This is a genomic window from Streptomyces sp. NBC_01210 (genome assembly GCF_036010325.1).
Taxonomy (GTDB): Bacteria; Actinomycetota; Actinomycetes; order Streptomycetales; family Streptomycetaceae; genus Streptomyces.
Genome location: NZ_CP108549.1, coordinates 1281137 through 1297838 on the forward strand (window position 1 = coordinate 1281137; position 16702 = coordinate 1297838).

General features: G+C 69.7%; 15 protein-coding genes. 11 read left to right on the forward strand and 4 right to left on the reverse strand.

Annotated features, from left to right (window positions below):
• Positions 1-116: 116 nt before the first annotated feature.
• Positions 117-1931 carry an ABC transporter ATP-binding protein gene (locus tag OG735_RS05610; protein WP_327328214.1) on the forward strand — a complete coding sequence of 605 codons (1815 nt, stop codon included), beginning with the start codon at positions 117-119 and terminating at the stop codon, positions 1929-1931.
• Complete coding sequence (locus OG735_RS05615; RefSeq protein WP_327322021.1) at positions 1928-3709, forward strand: ABC transporter ATP-binding protein; 1782 nt, start codon at positions 1928-1930, stop codon at positions 3707-3709. Before OG735_RS05610 ends, OG735_RS05615 begins: the two co-directional genes overlap by 4 nt.
• A gap of 98 nt (positions 3710-3807) precedes the next feature.
• Here the strand turns inward: OG735_RS05615 and OG735_RS05620 are convergent, their stop codons facing one another.
• The gene (locus OG735_RS05620; RefSeq protein ID WP_327322022.1) at positions 3808-4599 is read right to left on the reverse strand and encodes a metal-dependent hydrolase; all 792 of its coding nucleotides are present in this window, start codon (positions 4597-4599) and stop codon (positions 3808-3810) included.
• A 60-nt stretch (positions 4600-4659) separates the two neighbouring features.
• On the opposite strand from OG735_RS05620, the gene OG735_RS05625 reads away from it, so the two are divergent.
• The 3 genes from OG735_RS05625 (at position 4660) to OG735_RS05635 (ending at position 8786) form a co-directional block, all read left to right on the forward strand.
• Entirely contained in the window at positions 4660-7233 is a 2574-nt protein-coding gene (locus OG735_RS05625; RefSeq protein WP_327322023.1) for a DEAD/DEAH box helicase, read from the forward strand.
• A 25-nt stretch (positions 7234-7258) separates the two neighbouring features.
• Positions 7259-8131: an acyl-CoA thioesterase gene (locus OG735_RS05630; protein WP_327322024.1), complete on the forward strand. Its 873-nt coding sequence runs from the start codon at positions 7259-7261 to the stop codon at positions 8129-8131.
• Between the two features lie 166 nt (positions 8132-8297).
• Positions 8298-8786, forward strand: a complete 489-nt coding sequence (locus OG735_RS05635) for a glutathione peroxidase (protein WP_327328215.1) — start codon at positions 8298-8300, stop codon at positions 8784-8786.
• Between the two features lie 68 nt (positions 8787-8854).
• Here the strand turns inward: OG735_RS05635 and OG735_RS05640 are convergent, their stop codons facing one another.
• A complete protein-coding gene (locus OG735_RS05640; protein ID WP_327322025.1) occupies positions 8855-10081 on the reverse strand; it encodes an acyl-CoA dehydrogenase family protein in 1227 nt (408 codons plus the stop codon).
• A 169-nt stretch (positions 10082-10250) separates the two neighbouring features.
• Between OG735_RS05640 and OG735_RS05645 the strand changes: the two genes are divergently transcribed.
• Positions 10251-10898: a TetR family transcriptional regulator gene (locus OG735_RS05645; RefSeq protein WP_327322026.1), complete on the forward strand. Its 648-nt coding sequence runs from the start codon at positions 10251-10253 to the stop codon at positions 10896-10898.
• Between the two features lie 103 nt (positions 10899-11001).
• On the opposite strand, the gene def is transcribed toward OG735_RS05645, so the two are convergent.
• A complete protein-coding gene (gene def / locus OG735_RS05650; protein ID WP_327322027.1) occupies positions 11002-11547 on the reverse strand; it encodes a peptide deformylase in 546 nt (181 codons plus the stop codon).
• A gap of 115 nt (positions 11548-11662) precedes the next feature.
• Here def and OG735_RS05655 point away from each other — a divergent pair, with 115 nt between their 5' ends.
• The 5 genes from OG735_RS05655 (at position 11663) to OG735_RS05675 (ending at position 16124) form a co-directional block, all read left to right on the forward strand.
• Positions 11663-12901, forward strand: a complete 1239-nt coding sequence (locus tag OG735_RS05655; protein ID WP_327322028.1) for a MurT ligase domain-containing protein — start codon at positions 11663-11665, stop codon at positions 12899-12901.
• A gap of 29 nt (positions 12902-12930) precedes the next feature.
• Entirely contained in the window at positions 12931-13659 is a 729-nt protein-coding gene (locus OG735_RS05660) for a type 1 glutamine amidotransferase (protein WP_327322029.1), read from the forward strand.
• Between the two features lie 138 nt (positions 13660-13797).
• A complete protein-coding gene (locus tag OG735_RS05665; protein ID WP_327322030.1) occupies positions 13798-14823 on the forward strand; it encodes a 6-phosphofructokinase in 1026 nt (341 codons plus the stop codon).
• Between the two features lie 128 nt (positions 14824-14951).
• Positions 14952-15902 (forward strand): cytochrome c oxidase assembly protein, encoded by a 951-nt coding sequence (locus OG735_RS05670; RefSeq protein WP_327322031.1) that lies wholly within the window; start codon positions 14952-14954, stop codon positions 15900-15902.
• A gap of 63 nt (positions 15903-15965) precedes the next feature.
• Entirely contained in the window at positions 15966-16124 is a 159-nt protein-coding gene (locus OG735_RS05675; RefSeq protein ID WP_327322032.1) for a hypothetical protein, read from the forward strand.
• A gap of 10 nt (positions 16125-16134) precedes the next feature.
• On the opposite strand, the gene OG735_RS05680 is transcribed toward OG735_RS05675, so the two are convergent.
• Complete coding sequence (locus tag OG735_RS05680) at positions 16135-16542, reverse strand: SSI family serine proteinase inhibitor (protein WP_327322033.1); 408 nt, start codon at positions 16540-16542, stop codon at positions 16135-16137.
• Between the last annotated feature and the right edge of the window lie 160 nt (positions 16543-16702).

Here is a 16702-nt window from a genome sequence, read left to right on the forward strand (position 1 = left end):
CGAGGTGTCAGACCTTGGCGCGTTCTGTGTCCCCGGCGCAAAATTCGATTGCCGCAGAGGGTCCCGAAATGCGAACCTTGCACGATTTGATCCACACTTTCGAGCCCTGGGACATCATGCAGATTCGCGATCTTCCGTATCCCGATCCAGGTGATCCCGACGTCCGGTCCGGCACGCACTTTCTGCTGTGGCTCGGTCGGAATCAGCTGGGCGGTCAGTTCAAGGCCTTGTTCTGGGGGTTGATGCACCAGCTCGGCATCGCCGGGCTGCCGCTCGGCGTGGGCCTGGCCGTCCAGGCCGTGGTGGACCGCTCCGGCGAGCGGCTGGCGTACGCGGGCGGGCTGATCGTGCTGCTCGGCACGGCCATCTCGCTGGGCGACACGATGCTGCACCGCGCCGCCGTCACCAACTGGATCACCGCAGCGGCCCGTGTCCAGCAGTTGCTGGCCCGCAGGACCGCAGAGCTCGGGGCGGTCCTGACCCGCCGGGTCGCCGCCGGCGAGGTCATCGCGGTCTCGACCGGTGACGTGGAGAAGATCGGCTGGTTCGTCGAAGCGCTGTCGCGGTTCGCGGCGGCCGCCACCACGCTGGTCGTGGTCTGCGTCGGTCTGGTGATCTACGAGCCCGCGCTCGGCTTCATGGTCGCGATCGGGGTACCGGTACTGGCCCTGGCCGTACTGCCGTTGCTGCCCCGCGCCACCCGGCGCGCGGACATCCAGCGCGAGAAAGCCGGCAAGGCCACCGAGCTGGCCTCCGACACGGTCGCCGGCCTGCGGGTGCTGCGCGGTATCGGCGGAGAGGAGCTGTTCCTCGGCCGCTACCGCCGGGCATCGCAGGAGGTGCGCCGGGCAGCCGTCCGCAGCGCCCGTATGTGGGCGCTGATCTCCGCGATCCAGGTGCTGCTGCCCGGTCTGCTGATGACCGCCGTGGTCGGGTACGGCGCGAAGCTCACGCTCGACGGCCGGATCGAGGTGGGCCAGCTCGTCACCGTCTACAGCGCGGTGCTGCTGACGCACTACCCGTTGAGAAACGTCGAGGAGATCGCCATGGCCTTCTCCTTCTCCCGGCCCTCCGCGAAGCGGGCGGCACGGGTGCTGGCACTGCGCCGCACGACGGAGCCGTCCGGGGTCGAGTACGGCCGCCCGAGCGGTGATCTGTACGACCCGGTCACCGGAGTTCTCGCTCCGGCAGGCCGGTTCACCGCCGTGGTGTGCGGCGACCCGGACGCTGCCGGACTGCTGGCCGAACGCCTCGGCGGGCATCCGGCCGCCGAGGCGGACAACGCCGCGTCCGTACTGCTCGGCGGCGTGCCGCTGGACGAGCTGACGCTGGACGAGTCCCGTGCCGCCGTCCTCGTACAGGACAAGGATCCGGTGCTGCTCTCCGGCACACTGCGGGAGCTTCTCGACGTCCCCTCGTCCGGTCAGGTGTCCGCCGAGGACGCGCTCGATGCGGCGCAGTGCGGGGATGTGCTGGACGCGCTCGCCCAGGCGTCCGTGGACACCGACGGCGATCCGATGCGGACGCGGATCACCGAGCGCGGCCGGTCCCTGTCGGGTGGCCAGCGGCAGCGCCTCGCGCTGGCACGTTCGCTGGTGACCGACCCCGAGGTGCTGGTCCTGGACGAGCCGACATCGGCCGTCGACTCGCACACGGAGGCGCGGGTCGCGGCGGGCGTCAAGCGCCTGCGCGCCGACCGTACGACCGTGGTCTTCGCCTCGTCGCCGCTCCTGCTGGACCTCGCGGACCGGGTGGTGCTGGTCGACAACCACGAGGTGGTGGCCGTCGGTGTACACCGCGAGCTGCTGCACACCGAGCCGCGCTACCGGGCCGTCGTCACCCGTGAGACGGACGACGAGGCCGAGGAGCGGCTGAAGACGGCCGAAGGGGCTGAACCGGAAGCATTCGCAGAGATCGAGGAGTCGGCATGATCGGCATCGCGCCGCCGGAGTACGACCCGGCGGCACCGGAGTCGGCGACGACGTTGCCCGTCGGCAGTGCCGCGACCGTACGGTCCTATGTGCGCGAGCTGCTGCAGCGGCACCGGCGCGCCTTTGTCGCGCTGATCGCCGTCAACGCGATCGCCGTTATCGCTTCCATGACGGGCCCGTATCTGCTCGGCTCGGTGGTGGAGCGGCTGACGGACGGGGCGCGCGAGCTCCATCTGGAGCGCACCATCGCGGTGTTCGCGCTCGCGCTCGTCCTTCAGACCGTGTTCGTACGGCTGGTGCGGCTGCGCGGCGCGATGCTCGGCGAGGAGATGCTGGCCGATCTGCGCGAGGACTTCCTCGTGCGGTCGGTCGGCCTGCCGCCGGGCGTGCTGGAGCGGGCCGGTACCGGCGATCTGCTCTCCCGTATCACCACCGACATCGACCGGCTGGCCAACGCCATGCGCGAGGCCGTGCCGCAGCTCGCCATCGGCGTGGTGTGGGCGGCGCTGCTGCTGGGCGGTCTCGCGGTGACGGCACCGCCGCTCGCACTGGCGGTGCTGGTGGCCGCACCGCTGCTGGTGGTGGGCTGCCGCTGGTACTTCAAGCGGGCCCCTTCCGCGTACCGCTCGGAGGCGGCCGGGTATGCGGCGGTCGCTGCCGTCCTCGCCGAGACGGTCGACGCGGGCCGGACCATCGAGGCGCACCGCCTCGGCGATCGCCGCATCGCGCTCTCCGACCAGCGGGTCAAGGAATGGACGTCGTGGGAGCGCTACACGCTCTATCTGCGCTCGGTCCTCTTCCCCGTCATCAACATCACGCATGTCACGGTGCTCGGCTCGGTGCTGATGATCGGCGGCTGGTTCGTCCTGCGGGGCTGGATCGACGTCGGTCAGCTGACAACGGGGGCGCTGCTGGCCCAGATGCTCGTCGACCCGGTCGGAATCATCCTTCGCTGGTACGACGAGCTGCAGGTGGCCCAGGTGTCGCTGGCCAGGCTGGTGGGCGTCCGGGAGATCGAGCCGGACGCGGGCGACGGCAAGGTCAGCCCGGACGGACGCGATGTGCGCGCGGACGGGGTGCACTTCGGCTACCGCGAGGGCGTGGACGTGGTGCGCCAGGTGTCCCTGGCCGTGGCGCCGGGCACCCGGCTGGCCCTGGTCGGCCCGTCCGGCGCGGGCAAGTCGACGCTGGGCCGGCTGCTCGCGGGTATCTACGCGCCGCGGGCGGGACGGATCACCCTCGGCGAGGCCGAGCTGTCCCGGATGCCGGCGGAGCGCGTCCGCGAACATGTAGCGCTCGTCAACCAGGAGCACCACGTCTTCGTGGGCTCGCTGCGCGACAACCTGCTGCTGGCGCGTACCGGCGCGTCCGACGCGGAGCTGTGGGCGGCGCTCGGCGCGGTCGACGCGGACTCCTGGTCACGGAGTCTGGACGACGGCCTGGACACCGAGGTCGGCTCGGGCGGCCTCGCCCTGACCCCGGCCCAGGCCCAGCAGATCGCATTGGCGCGCCTGGTCCTCGCGGACCCGCACACCCTGGTCCTGGACGAGGCGACCTCGCTCCTCGACCCGAGGGCGGCACGGCACCTGGAACGCTCGCTGTCGCGGGTCCTGGACGGCCGCACGGTGGTGGCGATCGCTCACCGCCTGCACACCGCGCACGACGCGGATGTGATCGCGGTGGTGGAGGAGGGCCGGATCAGCGAGCTGGGCAGCCACGACGAACTGGCGGCGGCGGACGGGGCGTACGCGGCACTGTGGCGTTCCTGGCACGGGTGAGCGCCGCGGGCCGGGTCGGTAGCCGCAACCGGGGCCCGCTGAGCGCCGCGGACGGCTGTCGGTAGCCGCAACCGGGGCCCGCTGAGCGCCGCGGAGCCCTAGATGTAGCCCAGCGCAGCCGCGCCGCCCACTCCCCCGAGCAGCATGAACACCGGCATCAGCACCTTCAGCTCCACCCAGCTGCCCGCCCTGAACCGCATCGCCTTCGGCGGGCCGATCGGGTACCAGCGCTTGCGGCCCACCGGTATCGGCCACAGGACCGGACAGCCAGAAACAGTCAGCGCATCGCCGATGTCATGCACCAGGGCGCCCAGCACGATCGGCAGACCCAGCCACAGGTACTCCTGGCCCGGGGCCGTGAACAGCCAGTCCGAGCCGTTGCCCGGCTTGTCCAGCACTCCGGCCAGGATCCACGCGCTCGTCGCGCCCAGCAGCCACACCAATACATCGCTGGAGACCCGTGCGGCCCGCCACAGCAGGCCCTCCACCGCGAGCACCAGGTGGATGAAGAGGATCGCGAGGACCGCCCACCGGCCCCCGGTGATCGCCAGCGCCGAGGTGCCGGCGCCGATCAGTACCGCCCACAGCCAGGTGTGGGTGAGTGTGCGGTGGCCGCCGGTCCTGCGCTTGTCGCCGGGCTTCTTCGTCGCCTTGTAGACGGCGTACGACAGCTTGTCGACGACCTCGCACAGTCCGCGCGAGACGGGCCCGAAGGCCCGCGAGATCGTCGCCGCCTTGTGGTCGAGGTCGGGGGCGAGTGCCGCGCCCGCGCAGATCAGCGCTCCGACGACGAGGACAGGCCACGGCATCGGGTGGTCGGCGGCGGCGGTCGCCGCGCCCACCCCCAGCCAGGCAGCCGCCCCGGAGAGAGAGTGCGCCGGTCCCATCATGTGCGTTCCCGCCCCATTGCTCTTGTGGTGAAGCCCAGTTGACAGGGCAGCGTATCGCCCGTGATCTTGTCGCCGTCGCCCGGTTCCCTGATCCGGGCGGAAGGCAGGCAAGATGGGGGCGTGACCCTTATTGATCAGCTGCCGCCGGATGCCGACCCCGATGCCCTCTTCGAAGCCTTCTCCTCGTGGGCCGAAGGCCAGGGCATCACGCTCTATCCGGCTCAGGAGGAGGCGCTGATCGAGGTGGTCTCCGGGGCCAATGTGATCCTTTCCACGCCCACCGGCTCGGGAAAGAGCCTGGTCGCGGCGGGTGCGCACTTCACGGCGCTGGCTCAGGACAAGGTCACGTTCTACACGGCGCCGATCAAGGCGCTGGTCTCCGAGAAGTTCTTCGACCTCTGCAAGCTCTTCGGCACCGAGAACGTCGGGATGCTGACGGGCGACGCGTCCGTCAATGCCGACGCCCCTGTCATCTGCTGCACCGCCGAGGTGCTGGCCTCCATCGCACTGCGCGACGGCAAGTACGCCGATATCGGCCAGGTCGTGATGGACGAGTTCCACTTCTACGCCGAGCCGGACCGCGGCTGGGCCTGGCAGATCCCGCTTCTCGAACTGCCGCAGGCGCAGTTCATCCTGATGTCGGCGACGCTCGGCGACGTCGCCATGTTCGAGAAGGACCTGACCCGCCGCACCGGCCGCGAGACCTCGGTCGTGCGGTCCGCGACCCGGCCCGTCCCGCTCTCGTACGAGTACGTCACGACGCCCATCACGGAGACCCTGACCGAGCTGCTCGAAACCAGGCAGGCGCCGGTCTACATCGTGCACTTCACGCAGGCCCAAGCGGTCGAGCGCGCGCAGTCGCTGATGAGCATCAACATGTGCACGCGCGAGGAGAAGGACAAGATCGCCGAACTGATCGGCAGCTTCCGCTTCACCACCAAGTTCGGGCAGAACCTGTCCCGTTACGTGCGTCATGGCATCGGGGTGCACCACGCCGGCATGCTGCCCAAGTACCGCCGTCTTGTCGAAAAGCTGGCGCAGGCGGGCCTGTTGAAGGTGATCTGCGGTACCGACACGCTCGGGGTCGGTGTCAACGTCCCCATCCGCACGGTGCTGTTCACCGCTCTCACCAAGTACGACGGCAATCGCGTACGTACTCTCCGCGCCCGCGAGTTCCATCAGATCGCCGGTCGCGCCGGGCGGGCCGGATTCGACACCGCCGGATTTGTGGTCGCCCAGGCCCCCGAGCACGTCATCGAGAACGAGAAGGCGCTCGCGAAGGCCGGCGACGACCCGAAGAAGCGCCGCAAGGTGGTCAGGAAGAAGGCTCCCGAGGGCTTTGTCGCCTGGTCGGACACCACATTCGAGAAGCTGATCGGCTCCGAGCCGGAGCCGCTGACCTCGCGCTTCCGGGTCACCAACATCATGCTGCTCTCGGTGATCGCCCGCCCCGGGAACGCCTTCGAGGCGATGCGCCGCCTCCTCGAGGACAACCACGAGCCGCGCAAGGCGCAGCTGCGCCATATCCGCCGGGCCATCGCCATCTACCGCTCGCTGCTCGACGGCGGGGTGGTGGAACAGCTGGACAAGCCCGATGCCGAGGGCCGCACCATCCGGCTCACCGTCGACCTCCAGCAGGACTTCGCGCTGAACCAGCCGCTGTCGACGTTCGCACTCGCCGCCTTCGACCTGCTCGACCCGGAGTCCCCGTCCTACGCCCTGGACATGGTCTCTGTCGTCGAGTCGACGCTCGACGACCCTCGCCAGATCCTCGCCGCCATGCAGAACAAGGCGCGCGGTGAGGCGGTCGGCCAGATGAAGGCGGACGGCGTCGAGTACGAGGAGCGCATGGAGCGGCTCCAGGACATCTCGTACCCCAAGCCGCTGGAAGAGCTGCTCTGGCACGCGTACAACGTCTACAAGAAGTCGCACCCGTGGGTCGGTGACCACCCGGTCTCGCCGAAGTCCGTCATCCGTGACATGTACGAACGGGCCCTCACCTTCACGGAGTTCACCTCCTGGTACGAGCTCGCGCGCACCGAGGGCATCGTGCTGCGCTATCTCGCGAGCGCGTACAAGGCTCTTGACCACACGATCCCCGACGACCTCAAGACCGAGGACCTTCAGGACCTGATCGCCTGGCTCGGCGAGATGGTGCGGCAGGTCGACTCCAGTCTGCTCGACGAGTGGGAGCAGCTCGCCAACCCGGAGATCGAGACGGCCGAGCAGGCCCAGGAGAAGGCCGACCAGGTCAAGCCGGTCACCGCGAACGCCCGCGCCTTCCGTGTGCTCGTACGCAACGCCATGTTCCGCCGGGTGGAACTGGCCGCGCTGGACCATGTCCGCGAGCTCGGCGAGCTGGACGCCGACTCCGGCTGGGACGAGGACGCCTGGGGCGAGGCGATGGACAAGTACTGGGACGAGTACGAGGACCTGGGCACCGGACCCGACGCGCGCGGCCCCAAGCTGCTGCTGATCGAGGAGGATCCGGAGCACGGCCTGTGGCGCGTCCGGCAGATCTTCGCCGACCCGAACGGCGACCATGACTGGGGTATCAGCGCGGAGGTCGATCTGGCGGCCTCCGACGAAGAAGGCCGGGCCGTCTTGCGGGTCACATCCGTCGGCCAGCTCTGACACTGGGAACACAGGAGACCACCCGATGACGAATCCGGCCGAGCGCCTGGTCGATCTGCTCGACCTGGAGCAGATCGAGGTCAACATCTTCCGCGGCCTCAGCCCGAACGAGTCCCTGCAGCGGGTCTTCGGCGGGCAGGTGGCGGGCCAAGCGCTGGTCGCGGCCGGCCGCACCACCGACGGCGAGCGGCCGGTCCACTCGCTGCACGCGTACTTCCTGCGGCCGGGAATCCCCGGCGTGCCGATCGTCTACCAGGTCGAACGGGTAAGGGACGGCCGCTCGTTCACCACTCGCCGGGTCACCGCCGTCCAGCAGGGCAAGACCATCTTCAATCTGACCGCTTCCTTCCACCGGCCGGAGGAGGGCAGCATCGAGCATCAGCTGCCGCCGCGGCTGGAGTTCCCGGACCCCGAGACCCTCCCCTCGGTCACCACGGAGATCCGCGAGCATCTGGGCGAACTCCCCGAGGCGCTGGAGCGGATGGCCCGCCGCCAGCCCTTCGACATCCGCTATGCCGAACGGCTGCGCTGGACTCCGGAGGAAATCAAGGAGGCGGACCCGCGCAGCGCGGTGTGGATGCGCGCGGTGGGCCCGCTGGGCGACGACCCGCTGGTGCACACCTGCGCACTGACGTATGCGAGCGACATGACGCTTTTGGACGCGGTCCGTATCCCGGTGGAGCCGCTGTGGGGCCCGCGCGGCTTCGACATGGCCTCACTGGACCACGCGATGTGGTTCCACCGGCCGTTCCGCGCGGACGAGTGGTTCCTGTACGACCAGGAGTCGCCGATCTCGACCGGCGGCCGGGGACTGGCTCGTGGCCGTATCTACGACCGCGAGGGCAGGCTGCTGGTGTCGGTGGTGCAGGAGGGGCTCTTCAGGCCGCTCAGCCGCTGACAGCGGTCCATGGCCGCTGAGGCGGCGTCGGCGAGCAGCCGCGGCGTCCCTGGTCGTGCTCCGCACCGGAGTCACCGTCGACCGCTCCCCGAGGCGACCGGCTTCGTGGCAGCGCGTCCTCGGGGTCCACAATGAACATCGAATGCCTGCCACCGAGGAGAATCCGATGACCCTGTACGACATCCCGCTGCGCACGCTGACCGGCGAGCCCACCTCCCTGGCCGACTACCGTGGCCAGGCGGTCCTGCTGGTGAACGTCGCCTCCAAGTGCGGTCTGACCCCGCAGTACGCCGGCCTGGAGCGGCTGCAGAAGCAGTACGGCGAGCAGGGCTTCACGGTCCTCGGTGTGCCGTGCAACCAGTTCGCGGGCCAGGAGCCGGGCAGCGCGGAGGAGATCGAGTCCTTCTGCTCGGCGACTTACGGTGTGACCTTCCCCATGTTGGAGAAGACCGATGTGAACGGCGCGGACCGGCACCCGCTGTACACGGAGCTGACGAAGGTCGCGGACGGCGAGGGCGAGTCCGGCGACGTGCAGTGGAACTTCGAGAAGTTCCTGATCGGCAAGGACGGCGCGGTCGTGTCCCGGATCCGCCCGCGCACCGAGCCCGAGGCCCCCGAGGTCGTCGCCGCGATCGAGGCGCTGCTCTCCGCCTGACGTCGGGCGGCCTCGATCGCCGGGGGGCTTGGTCAAGCCCCCCGGCGATCGAGGCCGAACCGGCCGCGCTAGCGGATCGGCATGCCCGAGAGGGTTCTGGCGATCACCAGGCGCTGGATCTCGCTCGTGCCCTCGAAAATCGTGTAGATCGCGGCGTCGCGGTGCATACGCTCCACGGGGTACTCCCGGGTGAAGCCGTTGCCGCCCAGGATCTGGATGGCCTGCGCCGTGACCTTCTTGGCGGTCTCACTGGCGTACAGCTTGGACATGGAGCCCTCGGCGGAGAGGAAGGGCTTGCCCGCCACCGCCATCCAGGAGGCGCGCCACACCAGCAGCCGCGCCGCGTCGATCTGGGTGCGCATGTCGGCCAGCTGGAAGGCGATGCCCTGGTTGTCGATGATCGGGCGGCCGAACTGGCTGCGGGTCATGGCGTAGTCGAGTGCGACTTCGTACGCGGCGCGGGCAGTGCCCACCGCCATCGCGCCGACCGCGGGGCGGGACGCCTCGAAGGTGGCCATGGCCGCGTTCTTCACACGCTCGCCGCCGGACTTGGCGCGCTCACGCGCCCGGGCCAGGCGCTCGTCCAGCTTCTCCTTGCCGCCGAGCAGGCAGTGTCCGGGGACGCGTACGTTCTCCAGCACCACCTCTGCGGTGTGGGAGGCGCGGATCCCGTGCTTCTTGAACTTCTGGCCCTGAGAGAGACCGGGGGTGTTCGGCGGCACGATGAACGAGGCGTGGCCCTTGGAGCCGATCTCCGGGTCGACGACCGCGACCACGACGTGGACGTTGGCGATACCACCGTTGGTCGCCCAGGTCTTGGTGCCGTTGAGTACCCACTCGTCCTTGGCCTCGTCGTACACCGCGCGCGTACGCATCGCGCCGACGTCGGAGCCTGCGTCCGGCTCGGAGGAGCAGAAGGCCGCGACCTTCACATCGTCCACGTCGCCGTACATCTGCGGAATCCAGGTGCCGATCTGTTCCTCGGTTCCGTTGGCGAGGACACCGACTGCCGCAAGTCCCGTACCGACAATGGAAAGGCCGATGCCGGCGTCACCCCAGAAGAGCTCCTCCATCGCCATCGGGATGCCAAGACCGGTCGGGTCGAAGAATTGCTGGGCGTAGAAGTCGAGGGAGTAGATTCCCACCTTGGCCGCTTCCTGGATGACAGGCCAGGGGGTCTCCTCACGCTCGTCCCACTCGGCGGCGGCCGGGCGCATCACGTCCTTGGCGAAACCGTTCAGCCAATCACGGACCTGCTTCTGGTCGTCGTTGAGTTCGAGCGTGAACTCAGCCATGTTCCCCTCCAGCACTGCGGTGACTTCCTGCATGTTACTTGCGGTAACAACAGTCTGTTACCGGCAAGTAGCCCATGTCAACCGGCCACTGCCCGATCCCCTGTACGGGCGGGCATGGTGTTACGTTGCGCAGGCGTCACGCAATCGCTCGGGCGGGGAGAAACAAACCATGGAGACCACACAGCACGCAGCCGGCCAACAGCGGTCGGCCGACCAGCGGCGCCGGGAACTGCTCGAAGCCGCCGACCGGGTGGTGCTCCGGGACGGTCCGCAGGCCTCCATGAACGCCATCGCCGCCGAGGCGGGCATCACCAAGCCCATCCTGTACCGGCACTTCGGCGACAAGGGCGGCCTCTACCGTGCGCTCGCCAAGCGCCACACCGACGCCCTGCTGGACGCGTTGCGGGCAGCGGTGGACGCTCCCGCCGACCGCCGTGAGCGGGTCGAGGCAACACTCGACACCTACCTCGCCGCGATCGAAGCACGGCCGCAGGTCTACCGCTTCCTGATGCATCCGGCCGAGGACACCCAGCCGTCGGAGGCGGGCTTCGACGTCGGCCGCCACTCGGCGCCACTGCTGCGCCGGCTCGGCGAGGAGCTGGCTAAGGTGATCTACGACCGGGTCGACCTGGGGCCCAACAGCGAACAGCTGGCCCGGGTGTGGGGCCATGGCATCGTCGGCATGATGCACGCGGCCGGGGACTGGTGGCTGGGTGAACGCCCGTGCTCCCGCGCCGAGTTGGTGCACAGCCTCGCCGATCTGCTCTGGGGCCGGCTGGCCGCGGCCGGCGACCGCGCGGGCGGTCCGGTCTTCTGACGGGCGGCGGGGCGTCGACGGCCGGTCATGGAGCGCCGGTCTTCTGACGGCCGGTCGTCGACGGCCGGCCGTTGAGCACCGGTCGTTGGCCGTTGACGGCTGGTCAGGTCGTGGTTCCCCAGCTCGCCCGCCGCGCCGCGCGCAGCGCCTTGGCCCGGCGCCAGCCCTTGAGGCGGTCCGTGTAGACCATCCCCTCCAGGTGGTCGCACTCGTGCTGCAGGCACCGAGCGAAGAACCCGGTGCCGTCGACCCGTATCGGTTTCCCGTCCGCCGTCACGCCCTCCACCACCGCGCGGTCGAAACGCTCCGTACCGGCCTCGAGGCCCGGCAGCGACAGACAGCCCTCCGCGCCGCGCACCGTGACACCGTCCGCCTCCACCAGACGCGGGTTGACGATATGTCCGAGGTGGCGGACGTCCTCGTCGTCGGGGCAGTCGTAGACGAACACCCGCAACGGTATCCCCACCTGGTTCGCCGCGAGGCCCACTCCCTGGGCCGCGTACATCGTCGCGAACATGTCCTCGATGAGCCTCGACAGCGCGGGAGAGAAGTCGGTGACGGTCTCGCAGGGGGCGTGCAGCAGCGGATCTCCGAGCAGGCTCATGGCCTTCACGAGTCCGGAACTGCCGGGGATCGGCCGGTTTCGCATGTCCGTAAGCGTACGTTCCGCCTGGACCTCCACTTTTTCCGACGGTGCCGAGGTGCGGGCGGCAGACCGGACCTCGATAGGCTGAGCCCGACCGATGCAAGGAGGATCAAGGACGATGTCAGGCAACTCGGAGCCCCTGACGCCGCGCGCCAAGCTGGCCGTGACGGCAGGCAAGGCCGCAGCAGCGGTGTCGCGCGCCGCCGGACGCGGCAGCGGATCGGTGATCGGCGGCCGGGTCGCGCTCAAGCTCGACCCCGATCTGCTGGGGCGGCTGGCGCAGCACCTGGACGTCGTCCTCGTGTCGGCGACCAACGGCAAGACCACCACGACCCGGCTGATCGCCGAGGCGCTGCGGGCCAGCGGCCCGGTCGTCTCCAACGCGCTAGGCGCCAATATGCCCGCGGGCATCACCTCGGCGCTGGCCGGCGGTTCGGACGCCAAATTCGGTGTGATCGAGGTCGACGAGAAGTACCTCGCCGGCGTCGCCCGCGATGTGACGCCCAAGGCGATCGCGCTGCTCAACCTCTCGCGCGACCAGCTGGACCGCGCGGCCGAGACCCGGATGCTCGCCGAGAAGTGGCGCGAGGGCCTGTCCGGTACGAAGGCCATGGTCATCGCCAACGCCGACGACCCGCTGATCGTATGGGCCGCGTCCTCCTCCACCAACGTGGTGTGGGTGGCCGCCGGCCAGGAGTGGAAGGACGACGCCTGGTCCTGCCCGTCCTGCGGCGGTGTGATGCAGCGCCCCGGCGACGACTGGTTCTGCGGCGAGTGCGGCTTCCGCCGTCCCGCGCCGAGCTGGGTACTCAGCGGCGACCATGTCCTGGACCCGCACGGCTCGGCCTGGCCGATCCACCTCCAGCTGCCCGGCCGCGCCAACAAGGCGAACGCCGCCACCTCCGCCGCGGTCGCCGCCTGCTTCGGCGTGCCGCCGCAGGTCGCGCTGGAGCGCATGTACTCCGTGCAGGCCGTCGCCGGCCGGTACGACGTCGTCAACTTCCTGGGCCGCGATCTGCGACTGCTGCTCGCGAAGAACCCGGCCGGTTGGCTGGAGACGTTCTCGCTGATCGACCCGCCGCCGACCCCGGTCATCCTCGCCGTGAACGCCCGCGGCGCCGACGGCACGGACACCTCGTGGCTCTGGGACGTCGACTACACCCGGCTCGCCGGCCATCCGATCTTCGTCATCGGCGACCGCAAGCTGGACCTCGCCGTGCGTCTCGAGGTGGCGGGCCTGGACTTCCGGGTGTGCGAGTCCGCAGACGAGGCGGTACAGCTGGCCCCGCCCGGACGGATCGAGGCGATCGCCAACTACACGGCCTTCCAGGACCTGCGCCGCCGCGTCGGCAACTGACCCGCGGACCCCGAAAAGGACTTATGAGCATGAGCGACAACAGCCTGCGTCTGGTCTGGGTCTACCCGGACCTGCTCAGCACCTACGGCGACCAGGGCAACGCCCTCGTGGTGGAGCGCCGGGCCCGCCAGCGCCGCCTGGACGTGATGCGTATCGACGTGCGCAGCGACCAGCCGATCCCGACGTCCGGAGACATCTATCTCATCGGCGGCGGCGAGGACCGGCCGCAGCGGCTCGCCGCCGAGCGGCTGCGCCGCGACGGCGGACTCAGCCGGGCCGCCTCCAACGGCGCGATCATCTTCTCCGTCTGCGCCGGCTACCAGATCCTCGGCCATGAGTTCATCAACGACCTCGGTGAGCGCGAGGCGGGACTCGGCCTGATCGACGTGGTCTCCACGCGCGGCGAGGGCGAGCGGTGCGTCGGCGACGTACTGGCGGACATCGACCCGCGGCTGGGCCTGCCGCAGCTGACCGGCTTCGAGAACCACCAGGGCATCACCCACCTCGGCCCGACGGCTCGCCCGTTCGCCCGCACGATCCTCGGCCGGGGCAACGGCACGGGCGACGGAACCGAGGGCGCGTACAACGACACCGTCTTCGGCACCTATATGCACGGCCCGGTGATGGCCCGCAATCCGCAGATCGCGGACATGCTGCTGAAGCTTGCCCTCGATGTGAACGCGCTGCCGCCGATCGACGAGCGGTGGTACGAGGCGCTGCGCGCCGAGCGCATCGCGTCCGCGACGCAGCCTGCCTGACACCCGCCCGACAGCCGGCTGCCGTCCATCAGTCGGACGCCCGGTTCGGCCCCGCCACCTTGCGCCGGTAGGGTGGCGGGGATCCTGCCGGACGACGTGGTCCGGGAATCGGCCCACGTTGCAAAGGTATTTCGGGCTATGCGCATTGGTGTGCTCACCTCCGGTGGCGACTGCCCCGGTCTGAACGCCGTCATCCGTTCCGTCGTGCACCGCGCCGTCGTCGATCACGGCGACGAGGTCATCGGCTTCCACGACGGCTGGAAGGGCCTTCTGGAGTGCGATTACCGCAAGCTCGACCTTGACGCGGTGGGCGGCATCCTGGCCCGCGGCGGCACCATTCTCGGCTCGTCCCGGGTCCAGCCCGCGCATCTGCGCGACGGCGTGGAGCGGGCCAAGGGGCATGTTGCCGAGCTCGGCCTCGACGCGATCATTCCGATCGGCGGCGAAGGCACCCTCAAGGCGGCGAACCTCCTCTCCGAGAGCGGGCTCCCGATCGTCGGCGTGCCGAAGACCATCGACAACGACATCGCCTCGACCGATGTCACGTTCGGGTTCGACACCGCCGTCGGTGTGGCGACCGAGGCGCTGGACCGGCTGAAGACCACCGCCGAGTCGCATCAGCGGGTGCTGATCGTCGAGGTCATGGGCCGGCACACCGGCTGGATCGCGCTGCACTCCGGCATGGCGGCGGGCGCTCACGCCATCGTCGTCCCGGAGCGGCCTTTCGACATCGGCGAGCTGACCGAGCGGGTCGGCGACCGGTTCTCGGCGGGCAAGAAGTTCGCGATCGTCGTGGTCGCGGAGGGCGCCAAGCCGCGCGAGGGCTCGATGGAGTTCAACGAGGGCGGCAAGGACGTCTACGGTCACGAGCGCTTCGCGGGCGTGGCCCAGCAGCTCTCCGTCGAGCTGGAGCAGCGGCTCGGCAAGGAGGCCCGCGCGGTGATCCTCGGGCATGTGCAGCGCGGCGGCACCCCGACCGCGTACGACCGCGTGCTCGCGACCCGCTTCGGCTGGCATGCCGTGGAGGCGGCGCACCGCGGTGAGTTCGGCATGATGACCGCGCTGCGCGGCACGGACATCGCCATGGTGCCGCTGGCGCAGGCCGTGGAGACGCTGAAGACCGTCCCGGCCGAGCGGTACGCCGAGGCGGAGTGCGTGCTCTGATTTGGTACATATATGAATGAACTGCCCCCGGTCGCAGCTGCGTCCGGGGGCAGTTCTACTCTGGTGCGGACAACCGGTACGAAACAGGTCCGGTCGGCATCAAGGATCGTTCCGGCAGGAGTGCGCAGATGGATCACAGCGGGCACGGCATGACGATGGATCTGCCGCCGTTCACGCTGGGGCGAGGGCTCGAGTACTCACCGGATCCGTTCTTCCTGGCCGGCTGTCTGCTGGGGCTCGCTCTGTACGGCTGGGGTGTGCTGCGACTGCGCAGGCGCGGCGACAGCTGGCCGGTCAGCCGCACCGTCTTCTTCACCGTCGGCGTGCTGAGCGTGGCGCTGGTGATGTGCACCAAGCTCAATGACTACGGCATGGTCATGTTCAGCGTGCACATGGTGCAGCACATGGTGATCAGCATGCTCTCGCCGATCGTGCTGCTGCTGGGCGCGCCGGTGACGCTGGCCCTGCGCGCGCTGCCGGTCGCGGGCCGCGGGCGCAAGGGTCCGCGCGAGCTGCTGCTGGCCCTGCTGCACAGCCGTTACCTGCGGATTGTCACGCACCCCGCCTTCACCATCCCGCTCTTCATCGCGAGCCTGTACGCGCTCTATTTCACCCCCCTCTTCGACTTCCTGATGGAGTCCAGGACGGGGCATGCGGCGATGATGGTGCACTTCCTCGCCGTGGGCCTGGTCTTCTTCTGGCCGATCATGGGCGTGGACCCGGGGCCGCACCGGCCCGGCTATGTGATGCGGATGCTGGAGCTCTTCGCGGGCATGCCGTTCCACGCCTTCTTCGGCATCGCGCTGATGATGGCGACCGAGCCGATGATCAAGGCGTACAAGAATCCACCTGTCTCGCTCGGTATCGACGCGCTCAGTGACCAGAACGCGGCGGGCGGCATCGCCTGGGCGTTCAGCGAGATCCCCTCGGTACTGGTACTGATCGCTCTGGTCTTCCAGTGGTACCGCTCCGAGCAGCGGCAGGCCAAGCGGTCGGACCGCGCCGCGGACCGGAACGGGGACAAGGAGCTCGAGGCGTACAACGCGTATCTCGCTTCGCTCCAGGCGCGCGGGCAGTAGCGCGCGACCCCTCTCCCGGGTGACGATGATTCCGACGGCCGCGGCCGTCGGAGGAGGGCGCGCATGTCCGGATCCGCGAAGGCGATGGGAGTGCTCACCGTCGGGACTCTGGTGGTCGTGACGGCCTACACGGCGGCACTCGGAAGCAATGGCTGGCTCTGGTTCGGCTGGGTGGTGCTCGGTCTGGTGACGATCGGGGTGGTCACGTCGCGCACCAGCTGACCAGGAGGCCTCAGAAGCGGAAGACGACTCCGGTCGCCACGTCGAGCGCACACGCGTTCGGATAGGTCTTGTGCCAGGCGATGGGGAAGCCGCGCCAGGAGCCGGTGGCACTGACCGTGACCGGGTCGTACTTTCTGTTGCACGGCCGCGGGTCGCCGGGCAGCACGTCCAGGTCGCCGTTGACCGCGGAGAGCGCCCTGCAGGCGGCGCGGGCATGCGGATGCGGGCCTTCGGTCTGCGTCGGGCACCGCAGCAGGACCCCGCGAATCCACGTGTCCTCTGAACCCGACACGGTCAGGAACAGGCCCCCGGCACGCGTGGGCACCTCACCGGCGGTGTGCGCGGGTGAAGCCGCTGCAGGGGCAGCGGCCGCGAGGGCGATCAGGGCGGCTGCGGCAAAGGTGGCGCTGCGGCGCATCGGTACTCCAGGGGCTCGGGCCCGACGCACGGCGGGTCGGGGACAGGGCCAGAGCACCTTTCGGCGGCGGCGCGGGCAAGGGGCCGCGCCGCCGGGTAGCGCGTACGGGCGCGGCGAATAGCCCGCACGACAGATCTGGCACGGCGTCACGGGGCCGGGA

What these genes read in the sequence shown, in the direction of transcription:
- OG735_RS05610 (WP_327328214.1), top strand. Translation starts at nt 117, where the DNA reads ATGCAGATTCGCGATCTTCCGTATCCCGATCCAGGTGATCCCGACGTC.
- OG735_RS05615 (WP_327322021.1), top strand. Translation starts at nt 1,928, where the DNA reads ATGATCGGCATCGCGCCGCCGGAGTACGACCCGGCGGCACCGGAGTCG.
- OG735_RS05620 (WP_327322022.1), bottom strand. Translation starts at nt 4,599, where the DNA reads ATGATGGGACCGGCGCACTCTCTCTCCGGGGCGGCTGCCTGGCTGGGG.
- OG735_RS05630 (WP_327322024.1), top strand. Translation starts at nt 7,259, where the DNA reads ATGACGAATCCGGCCGAGCGCCTGGTCGATCTGCTCGACCTGGAGCAG.
- OG735_RS05635 (WP_327328215.1), top strand. Translation starts at nt 8,298, where the DNA reads ATGACCCTGTACGACATCCCGCTGCGCACGCTGACCGGCGAGCCCACC.
- OG735_RS05640 (WP_327322025.1), bottom strand. Translation starts at nt 10,081, where the DNA reads ATGGCTGAGTTCACGCTCGAACTCAACGACGACCAGAAGCAGGTCCGT.
- OG735_RS05645 (WP_327322026.1), top strand. Translation starts at nt 10,251, where the DNA reads ATGGAGACCACACAGCACGCAGCCGGCCAACAGCGGTCGGCCGACCAG.
- def (WP_327322027.1), bottom strand. Translation starts at nt 11,547, where the DNA reads ATGCGAAACCGGCCGATCCCCGGCAGTTCCGGACTCGTGAAGGCCATG.
- OG735_RS05655 (WP_327322028.1), top strand. Translation starts at nt 11,663, where the DNA reads ATGTCAGGCAACTCGGAGCCCCTGACGCCGCGCGCCAAGCTGGCCGTG.
- OG735_RS05660 (WP_327322029.1), top strand. Translation starts at nt 12,931, where the DNA reads ATGAGCGACAACAGCCTGCGTCTGGTCTGGGTCTACCCGGACCTGCTC.
- OG735_RS05665 (WP_327322030.1), top strand. Translation starts at nt 13,798, where the DNA reads ATGCGCATTGGTGTGCTCACCTCCGGTGGCGACTGCCCCGGTCTGAAC.
- OG735_RS05670 (WP_327322031.1), top strand. Translation starts at nt 14,952, where the DNA reads ATGGATCACAGCGGGCACGGCATGACGATGGATCTGCCGCCGTTCACG.
- OG735_RS05675 (WP_327322032.1), top strand. Translation starts at nt 15,966, where the DNA reads ATGTCCGGATCCGCGAAGGCGATGGGAGTGCTCACCGTCGGGACTCTG.
- OG735_RS05680 (WP_327322033.1), bottom strand. Translation starts at nt 16,542, where the DNA reads ATGCGCCGCAGCGCCACCTTTGCCGCAGCCGCCCTGATCGCCCTCGCG.